Genomic DNA, 19,083 nt, shown 5'->3' with positions numbered 1-19,083 from the left:
GGAACAGTAACCATGGCTTTCGACGCTTATATTCAAATCGCGGAAATCGCTGGCGAAGCAAAGGACGAGCAGTACAGTAACTGGATCGAAATCCTCGGCTACACGTTCGGCAGCAGCCAAAGCGCCTCCGCCACCGCCAGTTCCGCAGGCGGCGCCACTTCCGGGCGTATCACCCTGAGCAACCTCACCTTCACCAAGTACCTGGACAACGCCAGTTGCAAACTGCTCGAAGCCAGTTGCGCCGGGCAGCACCTGAAGGAGGTGAGGCTGGTCGTCTGCCGCGCCGGTGGGGACAAGCTCAAATACTACGAAGTGGTGCTCGAAGAAGTGATCATCGCCGACTATGCACAAAGCGCGCATGCCGGCGTGCCGACTGAAATCATCCAACTCGACTACGGCCGTATCAAGACCACGTACACCCGGCAGCAACGCGCCGATGGCCGTGCTGGCGGCAATGTGACCGGTGGCTGGGACCGGATTGCCAACAAGAAGTTTGCGTGAGGACCGACTATGTCCGAGGCACGCAGCTTTATAAATCCCAAGGCGCAGAATTACGCGACCCTGAAGAACGGTACACCGATGAACGCCAACCAGCAGGCCAAGTTCGATGTGCTCAATGGGCATATCGTCAACACCGTGGTCTTGGCCGGCGAACTGGTGATCGTCGGTGATCCCGATACTTCTTCCTGCACCAGCCATGAAGCCTTTCTCATGGGCAAGGCGGCTGGCATCCACCGCGACATCATGCTCAACGGGGGCGGTGTTGACGGTTTCATGCTGGATAACTTCGAGATGCTGCAAAGTCTACTGGCCCATGCATCGATGGGGGCAGGGGCAGCGAGCGATGGCTGGGCCAGGTATCTGGATGCAATCAAGAAGACGCTGGAACAGATCGAGCAACTGCACCGCGAGCATATGAGTGGTGGTGCGTTCAGGGCGCGAGAAGAGTTCTATGCCAAGCGTGTGGAGCTGTTCAGGACGTTGGACGAACAGCTGGGGAGGACCGCCGCCTATGGCTCGGGTCTACGAAATCAGGGATCGATCAAGCGGATGCTGCAGCTTTCCACCAAGCGTTATCTGAGTACCGGGGAGATTTCCGGGTATGCAGAGAAGGTAATGGGAGTGGCGAAGGCTGCGAATCTGATCAAGAAAGGGGCCTACATTGGGGTTGCATTGGATGTGGCGGCGACAGGGCTGTCCATTCATAAGGCGTGCACCATTGGCCGAGAAGAAGAATGTAGAAAGGCCAAATATGTGGAGGGAAGTGGTTTGGTCGGAGGTTTGAGTGGAAGCACCGTAATGGGGGCTGTCGGAGGTGCCGCAGGTACCCTTGTATGCGCTGTAGTACTCGGAATACCTAGTGGAGGGCCCGGTGCATTAGCGTGCGCGGTGGTCGGTGGAGCCGTAGGTGGAAAGATTGGTGGTGAAAATGGTAAAGAGGGTGGTGAGTGGCTTGGGGAAATTCTCTACGAGAGCATTAAGCCATGAGCTCATTTGAGATGAATGTGGTTGCGATTTGTTTTTTCTTCTTGGGTATCGTCGCGCTTTTAGTGCAAATATATATCGCCATAAGATATCTTGATGAGATTGAAGGGTTGCTATGGAAAAGTGATTTTGTATCGGGGAATAGGAAACTTTATTTGCATGCGGGAATCCTCGGTAAAATTATGCGTATCTGTACCATATCAACACTTCTGAGCACGCCATACCTATTTGCTCGCAAGGGATTGGTTGACGAAGCGCAACTGCAGAACTTTCCGGCGCGTATGAAAAGACTGCTTATAGTAACGTGGTGCACAATGTGTATTTCTTCAGTCGCATTCCTCGCGCTCGGGTCTTTTTAAGAAAGTGTTTGGAGGAAGCGCGCAGGCTGCAGTGTGATGCGCGGTGCTCCATTGCACCTTGTCTGAAGAAGCTTGCCGAGATGATGGGAGCAACACTGTTGTTGGTTTGATCCGCTTGGGAGGCGAGTGTGTGGAAAGAGGATTGAATGAAATCGACAGTTGAAGTAATAGGAATGTCCATGTTGTTATTCTGGATAATGATCAGTGTGGGTATTATGATTTACCTAGCCTGCCGATATCTTGATTTGGTTGAATCGAACCTGTCGGGATGCAGTTATGTACGAAATAATCGGTTAAGTTTCTCATCGGCGGGTTTGCTAGGTAAAGTGTTGCGCATCTGCCTGGCCGCAAATATGCTTATGATGCCCGGTGTCTTTGTTAGCAAAGGTGTTGCGGATGCTTCCGAAATATTGCGCTTTCCAAAGGATCTGAAAATTAAAATTCTAGTTTCGTGGGGAGGGCTAATGATTTCTACGGTTGTTTTTGTTGTTGCCCATAATGTTCTGAAGCTTTTAAGCTTGCCCAGTTGATTATATCGGCTTAATTTATTATTAATCGGAGGGGTAAAGTGCCACTTTGCTATAAGTGGCTTGTGCTCTACTTTCATCTCGCAATTGCAGGCCAGGTTCTTAGCCATGGGAAATCGAGACTTGCTGGTGGGTGAGCCTTAAGCTCAATGGCCATCCTGATACTGTGCCGCCGCTTCAACGAGTGTCCTGGCAATCTCCATGCGTAGCTGGCTGGGCTGTTCGATCACCACGCCTGCTCCCTGGCTCAGCACCCACCAGCGCAACCCCCAGCCATCCTCCACGGTGGCCCGCAGCCGATGGCCCTGCTCCAGCGCTGTCAGCTGCATATCGACACTCAACGGCGCTTCACGCAACTGTCGGGCCAGCAGGTCGCTGACCCAGGCCTGTAGCTCGACCCCTTCACCTTGCGCCGGCTGCAGCGAACCACCGCGCAAAAAACCCTGCAGATCGAAATTCCCACGCAACTCGCCAGCAACGTTCGCCGACCAGTGCCAGCCAAACGGAATGCTCTTGTCATTGCGCTCCAGCGGAAATATCAGCGACAGCTCATTGAGATCACGCTCGACAGTGCGTTTGCTGACGGTGAAGCCCACATCACGCAGGCGCCAGACCAATTCGGCGCTGGTAATGCCAGGGGAACGGCTGGGCAACTGGCGCAGCAGCGCCCACTGTCGGCTAAGGGTGGCGCGAGTGGTGGCGAACGGCAAAAGATAACGTCCTTGTCTAGGCTTGCCGCAATAGGATGGCGGCAGGCGTGGGTCATGGCAATTGGCCACAGCCTGCTCAGATCAAGGAAGTCGCATTTGGTTGCCTGGTGCCGAATCGTTCGCGACAGGTTTTGACGTTACGTCACGCAGAATCACGCCTCATCACAGCCGAAGGTTGGGGTTGTGTGTCGTTCAATGAGGATGAACATGTCTGCTGCCAGCAATATCCATTCGCTGCTTGCCCGCCTTCTGCCCGAGCGGGTCATTGCCCCACCGGCCGCTGTCGGGAGGCGACAGCGACTGTTTGCCGGGATAGGGTTGCCCAGCCAGCGCTCGCTGCTGGTCAGTCGCCTGGACGAAGCCAGCGACTTGCAGATGGTTTACGTCGACCTGCGCCGCCAGGCCTTGCAAGGCAATGTGGCGGCGCTCAACGACCTTGGCTGGATCTGGCTCAACGGCAAATACTGGCGTGCTGACACCGTGTTGGCCGGCCACCTGTTGCGCATGGCGGCCCTGCAAGGCAATGCCGCGGCGTGGTTCAACCTTGGGCAGCAACATTACTTCGGCAAAGGTATCGAACCCTCTTACCTACAGGCGGCGGAGTGCTACCGGCAGGCTTTCGAGCGGGGCATGCTGCATGCCGCTGCTGCCCTGGGTGACCTGTACGAGGAAGAAGTGTGCGATGGCAGCCTGCAGTGGCAGGTAGATCTTGTACAGGCCTACCAGTGGTTCCTGCGCGGGGCCGAGCAGGGCGAGGCACGCTGCCGTTTCGAGGTGGGCTACCGGTTGATGCACGGACTGTACGTGGAGGCTGATCTCAAGGCCGCACTGTACTGGCTGGAACTGGCGGCAGCTGCGGGTGTGGTGCAGGCGGCCGAAGAGCTGGCGGTACACTTCAGCAGCCGTGACGAGGGCCGCTACCAGGAGTGGCGTGACCGGGCGGTGCAGATGGGCAGTACATTGGCCTTGACCATGAAGCTGGAAGACCAGATACAGCGCTGAATGCTCTGTTGCCTGTCCGGGCCTCTTCGCGGGTAAACCCGCTCCCACAGGTACCGCGCATGGCTTGAATCCTATGCAGCACCTGTGGGAGCGGGTTTACCCGCGAAGAGGCCGGCACAGGCAGGCCAGAAGCCCCAGCATGAACAACAATTCATCCATCCCCCCGGTTGACGACAGGGGGAGGCACAGGCGTATATTGATAGTTAGCAAGCTATGAATATCCTTGGTTCCTGTCATGTCCCTTGATCTCCTGCGCCTGCAAGTCAGCAGTGGCATGGTGGTTGCCGCCCGCCATTGGCGGCGCATCTGCCATACCGCCCTGACCGGTTACGGCATTTCCGAGGCCTGCGCCGCGCCGTTGCTGATGATCGTGCGCCTGGGTGACGGCGTGCATCAGGTGGCCGTGGCCCAGGCCGCTGGCCTGGAAAGCCCGTCGCTGGTGCGCCTGCTCGACCAGCTGTGCAAGGCCGGCCTGGTATGCCGCAGCGAGGACCCGCTGGACCGCCGCGCCAAGGCCCTGAGCCTGACCGCCGCAGGCCGCACGTTGGCCGAGTCCATCGAAGCCGAACTGGTGCGCCTGCGCCGCGAGGTGCTGCATGGCATCGACCAGGCCGACCTGGAAGCCGCCTTGCGCGTGCTGCGTGCCTTCGAAGCCGCCGGCCTGGGCAACACAGGCGGGGCAGCATGAGCGGCTTCTTCAGCTCGGTGCCCCCGGCCCGCGACTGGTTCTATGGCGTGCGAACCTTTGCCGCCTCCATGATCGCCCTGTACATCGCCCTGCTCATGCAGTTGCCGCGCCCCTATTGGGCCATGGCCACGGTGTACATCGTCTCCAGCCCGTTCCTTGGCCCCACCAGCTCCAAGGCCCTGTACCGTGCCGTGGGCACGCTGCTCGGCGCCGGCGGGGCGATTTTCCTGGTCCCACCGCTGGTGCAGTCGCCGTTGCTGCTGAGCATCGCCATCGCCCTGTGGACCGGCACCTTGCTGTTCCTTTCGCTGAACCTGCGCACCGCCAACAACTACGTGCTGATGCTGGCCGGCTACACCTTGCCGATGATTGCCCTGGCGGTGGTCGACAACCCGCTTGCTGTGTTCGACGTGGCGTCCTCCCGCGCCCAGGAAATCTGCCTGGGGATCGTGTGTGCGGCGGTGGTCGGGGCGATCTTCTGGCCACGCCGGCTGGCGCCGGTTGTAGTCGGTGCCACTGGTAGCTGGTTCACCGAGGCGATCCGCTATAGCGACACCTACCTGGCCCGCCAAGCCAGCGCAGACCAGGTTGGCGGCATGCGCGGGGCGATGGTTGCCACCTTCAACTCGCTGGAGCTGATGATCGGCCAGCTCGGCCATGAAGGCGCCGGTCCGCACACCCTGAAGAATGCCCGCGAGTTGCGCGGGCGCATGATCCACCTGCTGCCCGTGATCGATGCCCTCGACGACGCCCTGGTCGCCCTCGAAGGCCGCGCCCCGGCACAGTTCGCCCAGTTGCAACCGTTGCTCGATGCCGCCCGCGAATGGCTCAAGGGCACCGTCGACAGCGCCTCGGTCGCCCGCTGGACGGCCCTGCACGAACAGATCGAGCGCCTGCAGCCGGGCGCCGCTGCCCTCGACCAGCGCGCCGAATTGCTACTGTCCAACGCTCTGTACCGCCTGACCGAATGGGCCGACCTGTGGCAGGACTGCTGCAGCCTGCAGCATGCCCTGCGCAGCGACGACTCCAAACCCTGGCGCGCGGTGTACCGCCACTGGCGCCTGGGCCGCCTGACGGCGTTCTTCGACCGTGGCCTGATGCTATATTCGGTGGCCTCAACCGTACTGGCGATCGTTGTCGCCTGCGGCCTGTGGATTGGCCTGGGTTGGAACGACGGCGCCAGTGCAGTGATCCTCGCCGCCGTGTCGTGCAGCTTCTTCGCCGCCATGGACGACCCGGCGCCGCAGATCTACAGGTTCTTCTTCTGGACGCTGATGTCGGTCATCTTCTCCAGCCTTTACCTGTTCCTGGTACTGCCCAACCTGCACGATTTCCCGATGCTGGTGCTGGCCTTTGCCGTGCCGTTCATCTGCGTTGGCACCCTGACCGTGCAGCCGCGTTTCTACCTTGGTACCTTGCTGACCATCGTCAACACCTCGACCTTCATCAGCATCCAGGGCGCCTACGATGCTGACTTCTTCACTTTCCTCAATTCCAACCTCGCCGGCCCCGTGGGGCTGCTGTTCGCCTTCATCTGGACCTTGGTGATGCGCCCGTTCGGCGTGGAGCTGGCGGCAAAGCGCATGACCCGCTTCGCCTGGCGCGACATCGTTGAAATGACCGAGCCGGCCACCCTGGCCGAGCACCGCCAGGTCGGTGTGCAGATGCTCGACCGCCTGATGCAGCATCTGCCGCGCTTGTCGCAAACCGGGCAGGACAGCGGCGTGGCACTGCGCGACCTGCGGGTGGGGTTGAACCTGCTCGACCTGCTGGCCTACATGCCGCGTGCCGGGCAGCAGGCTCGTGAGCGGCTGAACACGGTAGTCGAGGAAGTCGGCGCGCACTACGCTGCCTGCCTGCGCGCCGGCGAGCGCCTGCACGCCCCGGCCGCGCTGCTGCGCAACATGGAGCGCGCGCGCCTGGCGCTGAACCTGGATGAGCTGTACGAGCGCGGCGATGCCCGCACCCACCTGCTGCACGCACTGAGCGGCCTGCGCCTGGCACTGCTGCCGGGCGTGGAGGTGATGCTCGAGCCAGCCGAACAACCGCAACTGCCCCCCGGCCTCGACGGAGCACCCTTGTGATTGGTGAACTGGATATCAGCGGGGTATTCCTGCCCACGCTGCTGGTGATGATGTTTGGCACCTACCTGCTGTTCCTCGGGGTGCACGCGGTGCTGGTGCGCCTGCATTTCTACCGCCTGGTCTGGCACCGGGCGTTGTTCAACGTTGCCCTGTATGCCGTGCTGCTTGGTGCGGTGGACCACTTTTGCCGAAACCTGATGCTGCCATGAAAAAACCTTTGCTGACCTTGGGCCGCGTGGTCCTGACCTTGCTGGTAGTGACCTTCGCCGCCGTGCTCGTGTGGCAGATGGTGGTGTACTACATGTTCGCCCCATGGACCCGCGACGGGCACATCCGCGCCGACGTGATCCAGATTGCTCCGGACGTGTCCGGGCTGATCCAGAAGGTCGAGGTGCGTGACAACCAGACCGTCAAGCGCGGCGATGTGCTGTTCACCATCGATCAGGACCGTTTCACCCTGGCCCTGCGCCAGGCCAAGGCGACCCTGGGCGAGCGCCAGGAAACCCTGGCCCAGGCCACCCGCGAAGCGCAGCGCAACCGCAAGCTTGGCAATCTGGTGGCCGCCGAACAGCTGGAAGAAAGCCAGTCCCGCGAGGCCCGTGCCCGCTCTGCCGTCAGCGAGGCGCAGGTAGCCGTCGATACCGCCCAGCTCAACCTCGACCGCTCGGTGGTGCGCAGCCCGGTGGACGGTTACCTGAACGACCGAGCACCGCGTAATCACGAATTCGTCACCGCCGGCCGGCCGGTGCTGTCGGTGGTCGACAGCGCCTCGTACCACGTCGATGGCTACTTCGAGGAAACCAAGCTTGGCGGTATCCACATCGGCGATGCCGTGGACATTCGCGTCATGGGCGACAACACCCGCCTGCGTGGCCATGTGCAAAGCTTCGCCGCCGGCATCGAAGACCGTGACCGCAGCAGTGGTGCCAACCTGTTGCCCAACGTCAACCCGGCATTCAGCTGGGTGCGCCTGGCCCAGCGTATTCCGGTGCGCATCGCCTTTGATGAAGTGCCGCAAGACTTCCGCATGATTGCCGGGCGAACCGCCACGGTGTCGATCATCGAGGGCCAGCGCCCATGAAACAGCTGATCCTGGCGGGGCTGTGCCTGTCGTTGGGGGCCTGCATGATGGTCGGCCCCGACTATGAAGTGCCGAAGGACGCGGCGGTGCAACGCAGCGACCTCAATGGCCCGTTGCGCCAGGATGCCGACAGCGTGGTATCGGCACCGGTGCCTGAGGACTGGTGGCAGCTGTATCAGGATCAACGGCTGAACGAGCTGGTGCGCCAGGCCCTGAGTGCCAACACCGACCTGCGCGTGGCTGCCGCCAACATTGCCAAGGCGCGCGCCCAGGTCGAAGTGGCTGAGTCGCAAGGTGGCTTCAACGGCGGCGTCAAACTTGGCGCCCAGCGCCTGCAGGAATCGGGCGAGGCCTTCCTGCTGCCAGAGAAAGTGCCGGTGGCCAACATCGGCGAGGCCATCATCAGTGCGTCGTACCAGTTCGACCTGTGGGGTACTTTCAAGCGTGGCACCGAGGCGGCCAAGGCCAATGCCGACGCAGTGCAGGCCGCCGCCGATACCGCCCGCATCACCCTGGTGGCGGACGTGGTCAAGGCCTATACCCAAGTGTGCTCGGCCAACGAGGAATACCACATTGCCCGTGAGTCGCTCGACCTGCAGGAGCAGAGCGTGAAGCTCAACCAGCGCCTGCGTGATGCCGGTCGTGGCGACGAAACCCAGGTCACCCGCTCGCAGACCCAGTTCAAATCCTTGCGCGCCGAGCTGCCACGCTTCAAGGCGGAGCGCGAGACGGGCATGTATACCCTGGCTGCCTTGTTGGCAAAACCGGTCGATCAGCTGCCTGCCGGCACTGCCGATTGTGCCGAGCTGCCGCACCTTAACCAGCTGGTGCCGGTGGGCGATGGCGCGGCGTTGCTCAAGCGCCGTCCAGACGTGCGCCAGGCCGAACGGCAGCTGGCCGCTGCCACTGCCTACATCGGCGTGGCCACCGGCGCCCTGTACCCGGACATCAGCATCGGCGCCCAGGTTGGCACCATTGGTATCCTCGAGAACCTTGGCGAGCCGGCGACCAACCGCTGGGGCTTCGGCCCGCAGATCAGCTGGACCATCCCCACCAATGGCACCCGTGCCCGCATTCGCATGGCCGAAGCCTCGACCCAGGCAGCCCTGGCGAATTTTGATGGGGTAGTGCTGAACGCCATTCGCGAGACCCAGACCCGCCTGGCGCAGTACAGCGCCCTGCTGGACCGGCGTGACGCGCTGGCCGAGGCGGAGAAGTCGGCCAAGGAAGCGGCGGACCAGACTCATCGCTATTACCAGGCTGGGCGTGAATCGTTCCTGGCCGACCTGCAGGCGACGCGCACCTACACCGACATGCGCGCGCAGCTGGCAGCGGCCAATAGTCAGGTGGCTCAGGGGCAGATTGGTGTGTTCCTGGCGTTGGGTGGGGGGTGGAAGGACACCGCCAAGCCTTGAGGCCCAATCGCCGGCAAGCCGGCTCCCACAGGTACTCCACCGCTTTTGAGACCTGTGGTTCACCTGTGATAGCCGGCTTGTGCATGCCTTGAAATTGGTACGGACCATGTGGGAGCTGGCTTGCCGGCGATCGAGGGCAAAGCCCTCGCCTAGGCTCTAGAGCTGTAAGACATTTCCGAACCAGAAACCAAATGCTTCAGTTCGGACGCCCTGTCGAATTATCCTACAGCACCTGTCGGAAGGTGCTGTCTTGGCTGGAAAGTGTTCCCGGAATACTGTCGCGGGGTCGCCTCGCAAGGCGATCGGGATTGAGACCCCCGGACTCACAGAACGCACCGCTTAATGGTGGTCGTGCGCGGGCAGGCTTTCGCCTGGTCGGGTTTTCCTGTGAGCCCGGGTCTCACCCCTCGCACGACTGCCACCCAATTCCGTGAGACGAAGAGGATTGCAGTTCATAGTTATTCACAGGGAATGCAATTATGAACAAGCTCGTCCCCGATCCACCAGTTACCGATCTGCTTCTGCTCGACCCTCCCGTACTCTCACTAATCGATCCACTCAGCCCCAAAGACTGCGAAGAGCTGATCAGCGCCATCACCCTGACCATCGACCACACCACCACAGTCCTGCTCGACAACCCTCCCGGCGACATGCGCAATGCCATGGGCATGAATATTCGATTGCTCTGCCGCCTGATCAATGCCGTGTGCGACCGCACCCATGCAACCCGCCACGATCAAGGAGCGACCCGATGAGCAATGATCCCAGAGACTCTGCAACCGCAGGAGTGGAAACCTTCGACTTGTTCCGCCTGCAGCCCAATGTGCCGTTCAACCATGCCTTTTCTCAGTTATCGGTGTTGCTCGGCTGTATCCGCCACCTGACCACCGAAGCGGAAATGGAAAATGACCGTATTGCTGGTAGTGCTGCGCGGATACTCAGTGAGATGGCCAAGGCGCTGATTGATGATATGGAGCGAGGAATGAGCAAGGTTCTTCAATAGCCTTCAAGCGCTTGGGGCCGCTATGCGGCCTCATCTTTTAGCCTGAATGGTCTTCCACATCTGAAATCAAATATTTCCGCTGGGTGGCGAAAGCCCGATTCAGGTCGCTGGACTGAGAGGTGATCAACCATGGCGAATGAACGCTCGGCATCTGTATGGGACGCGCTGGCTGATACGCCAGAGGAGGCAGACAACCTTCGGCTGCGCTCGCAGCTGATGCGGATTTTGGTCAAGACGGTGCGTGCCTGGGATCTACCTCAGAAGGATGCGGCGCGTCGGCTACATGTCACTCAACCGCGCTTGAGTGAGCTGTTGAATGGGAAGATTGACAAGTTTTCCCTGGATGCCTTGGTAAATCTGCTGGCCAATGCCGATCTGGAAGTGGATTTCACGGTGAAGGAAAAGCTCGCCTGAATCGGTGGTTGGACCATGAGGGCCAGGCCTTGCCGTTTTCAACCCGCACCGAACTGAGGCGTCGTAAGATATTTCCGAGCCTGAAACCAAATGCTTGAAAATAAATTTCTAAAGACAGTTGCTCCCACCTCGACCGCATCTCCCTCAAGCCATGCGCAATACCTGTGGGAGTCTGGCTTGCCAGCGATGAGGCCATAACAGGCAACACAAGACAGAATCTCCACAGTTTCAGCACATCCCCACTCTTCATCTGATTTGTACCAAGATTTTTCATGAAATCCGCCCAGCACCCTTGAGTGAAGCAAAGTGGGAGTGAACAATGTTCTCTTTCGCATTCCCTTCGAGACTGGCCATGAAAACCCGTTCCCGTCTGCTTGCTTGGCTGCCGGTTATTTTGCTCGGCCCGGTGCTGGCGCTGTGCAGCACCCTGGCGCTGGCCGAAGCCCCCGCCGAGGCCACCAAGGCCCTGCACCTGCTGGACTACATTGGCGCCGACTACCCGCCCACCGTGCAAGACGGCAAGGTGATCGACGATGGTGAATACCGCGAGCAGCAGGAGTTCAGCGCGGTATTGGCCGACTTGGTCAAAGGCCTGCCTGCGCATGCAGAACAAGCAGCCCTGGAGCAGGGCGTCCAGGCGCTGCGCCAGGCCATCGACCAGCGCCAGGACGGCCCGGCTGTTGCCAAGCAGGCCCGCCAGCTGGGTGCTCGCCTGGCGGTAGCCTATGAGGTCAGTCAGGCTCCGGTGATTACCCCGGACCCGGCCCGTGGCGCTTCGCTGTATGCGCAAAACTGCTCGATCTGCCACGGCGAAACTGGCGCCGGCGACGGCCCGGCCGGCGTGGGCCTGGAGCCTGCACCCGCCAACCTGCGCGATGTTTCGCGCCTCGACCAGTTGAGCCTGTTCGACCTCTACAACACCCTGGCCCTGGGCATCGATGGCACCGAGATGCCTTCGTTTGCCGACCAGCTGGACGACCGCCAGCGTTGGGATGTGGCTGCCTACATCGCCAGCTTCACCGCCAAGCCAGAAGCCGGCAAAGGCGACAAGACCTGGAACATCGCCGACCTGGCCCGCCAGACCCCGGCCGAAGTCGCCGCCAGCGAAGGTGCCATGGCCGTGGAGGCGTTCCGCGCCCAGCGCGCCCAGCCGCCGCAGGTCAAGCGTGGCCCGGCGCAATTGCTCGAATACACCGCCAGCACTCTGGACAAGAGCCTGGCGGCCTACCGCGCAGGTGATCACGACCAGGCCTATGACCTGTCAGTGGCGGCCTACCTGGAGGGCTTCGAGCTGGTGGAAAGCTCGCTGGACAACATCGACACCCAGGCGCGCAAGGACACCGAAAAATCGCTGATGGCCTACCGTCAGTCGCTGCAGGACGGCTTGCCCGTGGCCCAGGCCGAGCAAGGCCTGAGCGAAGCCAAGGCCAAGCTCGAGCAGGCTTCCAAGCTGCTGGGCAGCGATGGCCTGAGCTGGTCGTTGAGCTTTGTATCCGGCTTGCTGATCCTGCTGCGCGAAGGCCTGGAGGCGATTCTGGTGCTGGCGGCGATCCTGGCCTTCCTGCGCAATACCGGCCAGCAGCCGGCGGTGCGCAGCGTCAACATCGGCTGGGGCCTGGCGCTGGTGGCTGGTTTCGCAACCTGGGCGCTGGCAGCCTACGTGATCGACGTTGGTGGCGCCCAGCGCGAGCTGCTGGAAGGCTGCACGGCGCTTTTCGCCGCGGTGATGGTGCTGTGGCTTGGCGTGTGGATGCACGACCGCCGCCATGCTGCCGCCTGGCAGGATTACATCAAGAGCAGCCTGGTCAGTGGTGGCGGACGTTTCGGTTTTGCCGTGCTGGCGTTCTTCTCGGTTTACCGCGAACTGTTCGAAGTGATCCTGTTCTACGAAACCCTGTGGCTGCAGGCCGGCCCAGCCGGGCACCAGGCGGTGCTGGCGGGTGGTGCCACGGCGCTGGTGCTGCTGGTGGGGTTGGCCTGGGTGATCCTGCGTGGCTCGGCCAAGCTGCCGCTGTCGCTGTTCTTCAGCATCAACGCCGCGCTGCTATGTGCCTTGTCGGTGGTGTTCGCCGGGCATGGCGTGAAGGCGCTGCAAGAGGCAGGGGTGCTGGGCACGCGCCCAGTGGCGTTCTTCGAATTCGACTGGCTGGGGATCCACGCCGACGCCTACTCGCTGTCAGCGCAGGCGCTGGCCTTGCTGGCCATCGTGTTCTTGTACGGGCGCTCGCGCCTGGCGGAAAGGCGCAGGGCAGCGGCCAACTGATCGCCTGACAGGCTGGCGCGGCCCCCTGTGGGAGCGGGTTTACCCGCGAAGCAAGCGGCGCGGTGTATGGCACCGGCTTCGCCGGTGTTCGCGGCTAAAGCCGCTCCCACAGGGACCGCGCGAGTTTCAAAGTTTGAGCAAGACCGCCATTCAAGCCGGCTGTGGCGCCTTGAGAATGTTCTGCAGCAACTGGACACTTTCGACAGCGTCATGACCCAGGCTGGTCAGATAGCCGCCATCAGGTTGATCGGTCAGCCCCTTTTCATGCAGGCGTTGCGCGGCGGCTACCAGGGCAGGGGAAGCGTTCTTGTGAATCTTGATGCCTTCCTGGCTGCTGTCGTGCTTGAACAGCGAAAGTACTTCCAGTTCAGCGATCAGATCGGGGGTAAAAGGCATGGCGACTCCTGACTTCCAGACAAGGATGACGGCACCGTTCTACGGTGCCTGATCTTCGAGTGTAGCCGGGTTATTCGTCCTCGCCTTGATCCATCTCAGGCGGCAGTTCGGGCAGCGCACGCAGGGCGTTCTCGTACCACTCGCGGTCGAACTCGCGTTCTTCCACCAGCATGTTGTCAATTTCGAAGGCCAGTACATGGGCCATCAGGTTGAGAATGTCTTCGCGCTCGTAACCGACCAGGGTCAGTTTGTTGAACGTGGCTTTCGCCGCCGCCGGGTCGCCGCTTTCGATCTGGTTCTCGATGGCCTGGGTCAGCGTTGCCTCGGCGAAGGCTTCGTCGTCGTCATAGTCGATGTCGGTGGGCTCGCTCATGGCGGTACTCCTGTGATGGGATGCACAGTGTGCCACGCCTGTGGCGGCAATGCCCGGGCATTGACGGGGCGCATGACGCTGGTCAGCGGCGGGCGTACGGTCTATAAAAGCCGGGCCAACCCCTTACGGCCTGGAGGCTGTTACCTCATGCTCAAGCTTCATGGATTCTCGGTCAGCAACTACTACAACATGGTCAAGCTGGCCCTGCTGGAAAAAGGCCTGCCCTTCGAGGAAGTCACCTTCTATGGCGGCCAGGCGCCACAGGCGCTGCAAGTGAGCCCGCGAGGCAAGGTGCCGGTGCTGGAGACCGAACACGGCTTCCTCAGCGAAACCAGCGTGATCCTCGACTATATCGAGCAGACCCAAGGCGGCAAGGCGCTGCTGCCGGCCGACCCGTTCGGGCAGGCCAAGGTGCGTGAGCTGCTCAAGGAAATCGAGCTCTACATCGAGCTGCCGGCGCGTACCTGCTATGCCGAGTCTTTCTTTGGCATGCAGGTCGAGCCGCTGATAAAGGAAAAAGCCCGTGCCGACCTGCTGGCCGGTTTTGCCACGCTCAAGCGTAACGGCCGCTTCGCACCCTATGTGGCGGGTGAGCAACTGACCCTGGCAGACCTGATGTTCTGCTTCTCGGTCGACCTGGCCTGCGCGGTGGGCAAGAAGGTGCTGAACATCGACTTCCTGGCGGACTTCCCGCAGGCCAAGGCGTTGCTGCAGCTGATGGGTGACAACCCGCACATGGCGCGGATCGTGGCGGACAAGGAGGCGGCGATGCCGGCCTTCATGGAGATGATTCGCAGCGGTAAACGCTGAGAATAGTGTTGGGGCATTCGCGGGCACGCCCGCTCCCACAGGGAAACGCTGTACCTGTGGGAGCGGGCGTGCCCGCGAACGAGGGCGAAGCCCTCGCAATGGGCCTTAACGCGAAGCCAGCAGCGCCTTGCCGCGGGCGACGGCCGCACGCACCTGCGCCGGTGCGGTACCACCAATGTGGTTGCGGGCATTCACCGAGCCTTCCAGGGTCAGCACGGCAAACACGTCCTGCTCGATCTGGTCGCTGAACTGGCGCAGTTCGTCCAGGCTCATTTCGGCCAGGTCCTTGCCGGTGTCCACGCCATACTTCACCGCGTGACCCACGATCTCGTGGCAGTCACGGAACGGCAGGCCACGGCGTACCAGGTAGTCGGCCAGGTCGGTAGCGGTGGAGAAGCCGCGCAGGGCCGCTTCACGCATGATGGCGTGCTTGGGCTTGATGGCCGGGATCATGTCGGCAAAGGCACGCAGCGAGTCGCGCAGGGTGTCGGCGGCGTCGAACAGCGGTTCCTTGTCTTCCTGGTTGTCCTTGTTGTAGGCCAGTGGCTGGCCTTTCATCAGGGTCAGCAGGCCGGTCAGGGCGCCGAACACACGGCCGCTCTTGCCACGTACCAGTTCCGGCACGTCCGGGTTCTTTTTCTGCGGCATGATCGAGCTGCCGGTGCAGAAGCGGTCTGGCAGGTCGATGAACTGGAACTGCGCGCTGGTCCACAGCACCAGCTCTTCGGAGAAGCGCGACAGGTGCATCATCGCCACGCTGGCGGCGGCGCAGAATTCGATGGCGAAGTCGCGGTCCGACACACCGTCCAGCGAGTTGCCGGCCACGGCTTCGAAGCCCAGCAGCTTGCAGGTGAGCTCGCGGTCGATCGGGTAGGTGGTGCCTGCCAGCGCGGCGCTGCCCAGGGGCATGCGGTTGGCACGCTTGCGGCAGTCGACCAGGCGCTCGTAGTCGCGGCTGAGCATTTCGAACCAGGCCAGCAGGTGGTGGCCGAAGGTGACCGGCTGGGCAGTTTGCAGGTGGGTGAAGCCGGGCATGATGGTTTCGGCTTCACGCTCGGCCTGCTCCAGCAGGCCCTGCTGCAGGCGGGTGATTTCGGCCAGGATCAGGTCGATTTCGTCGCGCAGCCAAAGGCGAATGTCGGTGGCCACCTGGTCGTTGCGGCTACGGCCGGTGTGCAGCTTCTTGCCAGTGATGCCGATACGGTCGGTCAGGCGTGCCTCGATGTTCATGTGCACGTCTTCGAGGTCGACACGCCAGTCGAAGGTGCCAGCCTCGATCTCGCCCTGGATGGTCTTCAGGCCATCGATGATGGTGTCGCGCTCGGCATCGCTGAGCACGCCGACCTGCGCCAGCATGGTGGCATGGGCGATCGAACCCATGATGTCGTGGCGGTACAGGCGCTTGTCGAAATCGACCGAGGCGGTGAAACGGGCGACGAAGGCGTCGACGGGTTCACTGAAGCGGCCGCCCCAGGACTGATTGGTCTTGTCGGTGCTCATGGATTCACTCATTGCAGGCGTGAACGAAAAAGTGGCGCCGATGATAGCAGGGTTTGGGCCGGCCGCCGCAGGGCGCTGGTCGACAGAAATGCGCGGAAAACGATAGAGAAGGATTTGCAGGAATGAACGGCAGTGTTCCACGGACCGTCTACAGTTGGACAGAGGACTGGCAGTGAATCTGCCGGCCGAGTGAATCTTTGGCCTTCGCACCGGTCTAGAGCGTGACCTTAGTGTCGCTCGAACCATACCTGTCTACGCTATACCTGTGCGAGACTCATTCAGGAATCCAGCGCAATTATGAATGTCCTGATCGTTGATGACGAACCCCAAGGCCGTGAGCGCCTTAGCCGGCTGCTCGGCGAACTGGAGGGTTACACCGTGCTGGAGCCTAGCGCCACCAACGGCGAGGAGGCCTTGGCGCTGATCGAAAGCCTCAAGCCCGATGTGGTCCTGCTGGACATCGGCATGCCAGGCCTGGATGGCCTGCAGGTTGCTGCTCGCCTGTGCGAGCGCGAGGCGCCTCCGGCGGTGGTGTTTTGCACCGGGGACGATGAATACGGTGCCGAGGCTTTCAAGGACAGTACCCTCAGCCATGTGACCAAACCTTTCCAGGCCCAGGCCTTGCGCGATGCCCTGCGCAAGGCCGAAAAGCCCAACCGCGCCCAGTTGGCGGCGCTCACCAGACCGGCCAACGAAGGCGGCGGCCCGCGTAGCCACATCAGTGCCCGCACGCGCAAAGGCATCGAGCTGATCCCTTTGCCCCAGGTGATCTATTTCATTGCCGACCACAAGTACGTGACCTTGCGCCACGAGGCCGGGGAAGTGTTGCTCGACGAGCCGCTCAAGGCCCTGGAAGACGAGTTTGGCGAACGCTTCGTGCGTATCCACCGCAATGCCCTGGTCGCCCGTGAGCGTATCGAACGCCTGCAGCGCACGCCGCTGGGGCATTTCCAGCTATACCTGAAAGGCCTGGACGGTGACGCCCTGACCGTCAGCCGGCGCCATGTGGCCGGTGTGCGCAAGATGATGCAAACCCTCTGAGCCTGTACCGGCCCAATCGCCGGCAAGCCAGCTCCCACAGGTATAGCGTCAGCCTTGAGCCTTGCACGGCTTCTGTGGGAGCTGGCTTGCCGGCGATTGGGCGGTACAGGTAAGCACAGGATCCTGATCCACATCTGCTAGCGATACCGGCGATGCTGTTATCATCGACAGCATTTCTCTGGATCGGGGCGTTCCATGTCCACTCGCGAAATCCGCATTGCCACCCGTAAAAGTGCCTTGGCCCTGTGGCAGGCCGAATACGTCAAAGCCCGCCTCGAGCAGGCCCACCCCGGTCTGCTGGTGACCCTGGTGCCCATGGTCAGCCGTGGCGACAAGCTGCTCGACGCGCCGCTGGCAAAGATCGGTGGCAAGGGCCTGTTCGTCAAGGAACTGGAAACCGCCCTGCTGGACAACGAAGCCGACATCGCCGTGCATTCGATGAAGGACGTGCCCATGGACTTCCCCGAAGGCCTGGGCCTGTACTGCATCTGCGAGCGCGAAGACCCGCGCGATGCCTTCGTTTCCAATACCTTTGACAGCCTCGATGCGCTGCCTGCCGGCAGCATCGTCGGTACCTCCAGCCTGCGTCGCCAGGCCCAGTTGCTGGCGCGTCGCCCGGACCTGCAGATCCGCTTCCTGCGCGGCAACGTCAACACCCGCCTGGCCAAGCTGGATGCCGGTGAGTACGACGCCATCATCCTCGCCGCCGCCGGTTTGATCCGCCTGGGCTTCGAAGACCGCATCACCTCCACCATCAGCGTCGATGACAGCCTGCCGGCTGGCGGCCAGGGCGCGGTGGGCATCGAATGCCGCAGCGCCGACCAGCAAATCCACGCGCTGCTGGCGCCGCTGCATCATGCCGATACCGCCGACCGGGTGGTGGCCGAGCGCGCCCTGAACAAACGCCTGAATGGCGGCTGCCAGGTACCGATTGCCTGCTATGCGGTACTGGAAGGTGACCAGCTGTGGCTGCGTGGCCTGGTCGGCCAGCCCAGCGGCGGTACCCTGCTGGTGGCCGATGCCCGCGCACCACGTACTGCCGCCGAAACCCTGGGCGTGCAGGTGGCCGAGGACCTGCTGGGGCAGGGCGCCGAGGCCATCCTCAAGGAAGTCTACGGCGAGGCCGGCCACCCGTGAGTTCGTGGCGCCTGTTGCTGACCCGGCCTGCCGAGGACTGTGCGGCACTGGCGCAAAGCCTGGCAGCGGCGGGGGTAGCCAGCAGCTGCCTGCCGCTGCTGGCAATCGAGCCCGTCGCTGTGGACAACCAGCAACGCCTGTTGCTGGAAGGCCTGCAGGGCTTCCAGGCGATCATCGTGGTCAGCAAGCCGGCAGCCCGGTTGTTGCTTGAGCAACTGGCCGATGCCGGCCTGCAGCCACCCGTGCAAGGCTGGTTCACTGTGGGTGAGGCAACCGCCGCTGTGCTGCAGGGCGCGGGCCTGGCGGTGAGCTTCCCCCCACGTGGCGATGACAGCGAAGCGTTGCTGGCGCTGCCAGCCCTGCGCCAGGCAGTTGCCGTGCCGGCACCGCGGATCTTGATCGTTCGTGGTGTCGGAGGTCGCGAACTGCTGGCAGAGCGTCTTGCAGAGCAAGGTGCTAGTGTCGATTATCTGGAACTGTATCGTCGCTGCCTGCCGGCTTACCCGGCGGGCACCCTGATGCGCCGCATCGAAGCGGAACGCCTCAATGGCCTGGTGGTCAGCAGTGGGCAGGGTTTTGAACACTTGCAGCAGATGGCCGGCGCCGATTGGCCGCAGCTGGCGCGTCTGCCGCTGTTCGTGCCCAGCCCTCGGGTTGCCGATCAGGCCAGGGCCGCCGGGGCCCAACAGGTTGTGGATTGCCGTGGCGCCAGTGCCACGGCCTTGCTGGCAGCCGTGCAGCGCAGCGCTGCACCTGCCTCTTAAGGCGCTAAGCTGAACGCGATGCGCCCCCATG

Annotated in this window: 21 protein-coding genes; 17 read left to right on the top strand and 4 right to left on the bottom strand. The window is 62.1% G+C overall.

The genetic code is table 11. From position 1 onward, the window contains the following. Window positions 1-12 precede the first annotated feature (12 nt). From RR51_RS17890 to RR51_RS30570, 3 genes are all read left to right on the top strand, one after another. A complete protein-coding gene (locus RR51_RS17890; protein ID WP_039614282.1) occupies window positions 13-501 on the top strand; it encodes an Hcp family type VI secretion system effector in 489 nt (162 codons plus the stop codon). 9 nt (window positions 502-510) lie between these two features. Continuing rightward, a complete protein-coding gene (locus RR51_RS17885; protein WP_039614281.1) occupies window positions 511-1,488 on the top strand; it encodes a hypothetical protein in 978 nt (325 codons plus the stop codon). A 502-nt stretch (window positions 1,489-1,990) separates the two neighbouring features. Continuing rightward, window positions 1,991-2,374: a hypothetical protein gene (locus RR51_RS30570; protein ID WP_152619900.1), complete on the top strand. Its 384-nt coding sequence runs from the start codon at window positions 1,991-1,993 to the stop codon at window positions 2,372-2,374. Between the two features lie 143 nt (window positions 2,375-2,517). On the opposite strand, the gene RR51_RS17875 is transcribed toward RR51_RS30570, so the two are convergent. Continuing rightward, entirely contained in the window at window positions 2,518-3,081 is a 564-nt protein-coding gene (locus RR51_RS17875) for a WYL domain-containing protein (protein WP_015268527.1), read from the bottom strand. Window positions 3,082-3,288: 207 nt separating this feature from the next. Between RR51_RS17875 and RR51_RS17870 the strand changes: the two genes are divergently transcribed. From RR51_RS17870 to RR51_RS17825, 10 genes are all read left to right on the top strand, one after another. Next, window positions 3,289-4,083: a tetratricopeptide repeat protein gene (locus tag RR51_RS17870; protein ID WP_039614280.1), complete on the top strand. Its 795-nt coding sequence runs from the start codon at window positions 3,289-3,291 to the stop codon at window positions 4,081-4,083. Between the two features lie 235 nt (window positions 4,084-4,318). Next, window positions 4,319-4,771: a MarR family winged helix-turn-helix transcriptional regulator gene (locus tag RR51_RS17865; protein ID WP_015268529.1), complete on the top strand. Its 453-nt coding sequence runs from the start codon at window positions 4,319-4,321 to the stop codon at window positions 4,769-4,771. Continuing rightward, the gene (locus RR51_RS17860) at window positions 4,768-6,855 is read left to right on the top strand and encodes an FUSC family protein (protein WP_015268530.1); all 2,088 of its coding nucleotides are present in this window, start codon (window positions 4,768-4,770) and stop codon (window positions 6,853-6,855) included. Before RR51_RS17865 ends, RR51_RS17860 begins: the two co-directional genes overlap by 4 nt. Further along, window positions 6,852-7,064, top strand: a complete 213-nt coding sequence (locus RR51_RS17855) for a DUF1656 domain-containing protein (RefSeq protein WP_003255905.1) — start codon at window positions 6,852-6,854, stop codon at window positions 7,062-7,064. The genes RR51_RS17860 and RR51_RS17855 overlap by 4 nt, the downstream gene beginning before the upstream one ends. Continuing rightward, entirely contained in the window at window positions 7,061-7,936 is an 876-nt protein-coding gene (locus RR51_RS17850) for an efflux RND transporter periplasmic adaptor subunit (RefSeq protein ID WP_039614279.1), read from the top strand. The genes RR51_RS17855 and RR51_RS17850 overlap by 4 nt, the downstream gene beginning before the upstream one ends. After that, on the top strand, window positions 7,933-9,351 hold the full coding sequence (locus tag RR51_RS17845; protein ID WP_025337268.1) for an efflux transporter outer membrane subunit: 1,419 nt from the start codon (window positions 7,933-7,935) through the stop codon (window positions 9,349-9,351). The genes RR51_RS17850 and RR51_RS17845 overlap by 4 nt, the downstream gene beginning before the upstream one ends. 479 nt (window positions 9,352-9,830) lie before the next feature. Then, entirely contained in the window at window positions 9,831-10,106 is a 276-nt protein-coding gene (locus RR51_RS17840; protein ID WP_039614278.1) for a hypothetical protein, read from the top strand. Further along, the gene (locus RR51_RS17835; RefSeq protein ID WP_038408518.1) at window positions 10,103-10,354 is read left to right on the top strand and encodes a DUF3077 domain-containing protein; all 252 of its coding nucleotides are present in this window, start codon (window positions 10,103-10,105) and stop codon (window positions 10,352-10,354) included. The genes RR51_RS17840 and RR51_RS17835 overlap by 4 nt, the downstream gene beginning before the upstream one ends. 129 nt (window positions 10,355-10,483) lie before the next feature. After that, on the top strand, window positions 10,484-10,768 hold the full coding sequence (locus tag RR51_RS17830) for a helix-turn-helix domain-containing protein (protein WP_003260206.1): 285 nt from the start codon (window positions 10,484-10,486) through the stop codon (window positions 10,766-10,768). A 319-nt stretch (window positions 10,769-11,087) separates the two neighbouring features. Next, window positions 11,088-13,031 (top strand): FTR1 family protein, encoded by a 1,944-nt coding sequence (locus RR51_RS17825; RefSeq protein WP_039614277.1) that lies wholly within the window; start codon window positions 11,088-11,090, stop codon window positions 13,029-13,031. A 150-nt stretch (window positions 13,032-13,181) separates the two neighbouring features. Here RR51_RS17825 and RR51_RS17820 read toward each other — a convergent pair whose 3' ends face one another. Then, complete coding sequence (locus tag RR51_RS17820) at window positions 13,182-13,427, bottom strand: TIGR02647 family protein (RefSeq protein WP_015268535.1); 246 nt, start codon at window positions 13,425-13,427, stop codon at window positions 13,182-13,184. Window positions 13,428-13,497: 70 nt separating this feature from the next. Beyond that, the gene (locus tag RR51_RS17815; protein ID WP_039614276.1) at window positions 13,498-13,800 is read right to left on the bottom strand and encodes a hypothetical protein; all 303 of its coding nucleotides are present in this window, start codon (window positions 13,798-13,800) and stop codon (window positions 13,498-13,500) included. Between the two features lie 147 nt (window positions 13,801-13,947). On the opposite strand from RR51_RS17815, the gene RR51_RS17810 reads away from it, so the two are divergent. Continuing rightward, a complete protein-coding gene (locus RR51_RS17810; protein WP_039614275.1) occupies window positions 13,948-14,610 on the top strand; it encodes a glutathione S-transferase in 663 nt (220 codons plus the stop codon). 105 nt (window positions 14,611-14,715) lie between these two features. Here the strand turns inward: RR51_RS17810 and argH are convergent, their stop codons facing one another. After that, window positions 14,716-16,110: an argininosuccinate lyase gene (gene argH, locus RR51_RS17805; RefSeq protein WP_025337274.1), complete on the bottom strand. Its 1,395-nt coding sequence runs from the start codon at window positions 16,108-16,110 to the stop codon at window positions 14,716-14,718. 297 nt (window positions 16,111-16,407) lie between these two features. Here argH and RR51_RS17800 point away from each other — a divergent pair, with 297 nt between their 5' ends. From RR51_RS17800 to RR51_RS31570, 3 genes are all read left to right on the top strand, one after another. Continuing rightward, complete coding sequence (locus RR51_RS17800; RefSeq protein ID WP_015268539.1) at window positions 16,408-17,151, top strand: LytR/AlgR family response regulator transcription factor; 744 nt, start codon at window positions 16,408-16,410, stop codon at window positions 17,149-17,151. A gap of 195 nt (window positions 17,152-17,346) precedes the next feature. Next, a complete protein-coding gene (hemC, locus tag RR51_RS17795) occupies window positions 17,347-18,288 on the top strand; it encodes a hydroxymethylbilane synthase (RefSeq protein ID WP_025337275.1) in 942 nt (313 codons plus the stop codon). Continuing rightward, window positions 18,285-19,052, top strand: a complete 768-nt coding sequence (locus RR51_RS31570; protein ID WP_039614274.1) for a uroporphyrinogen-III synthase — start codon at window positions 18,285-18,287, stop codon at window positions 19,050-19,052. Before hemC ends, RR51_RS31570 begins: the two co-directional genes overlap by 4 nt. Window positions 19,053-19,083: the final 31 nt, after the last annotated feature.

The sequence above is a fragment of the Pseudomonas sp. C5pp genome (genome assembly GCF_000814065.1).
Classification (GTDB): domain Bacteria; phylum Pseudomonadota; class Gammaproteobacteria; order Pseudomonadales; family Pseudomonadaceae; genus Aquipseudomonas; species Aquipseudomonas asiatica.
This window is presented reverse-complemented; position numbering and strand designations above follow the sequence as displayed.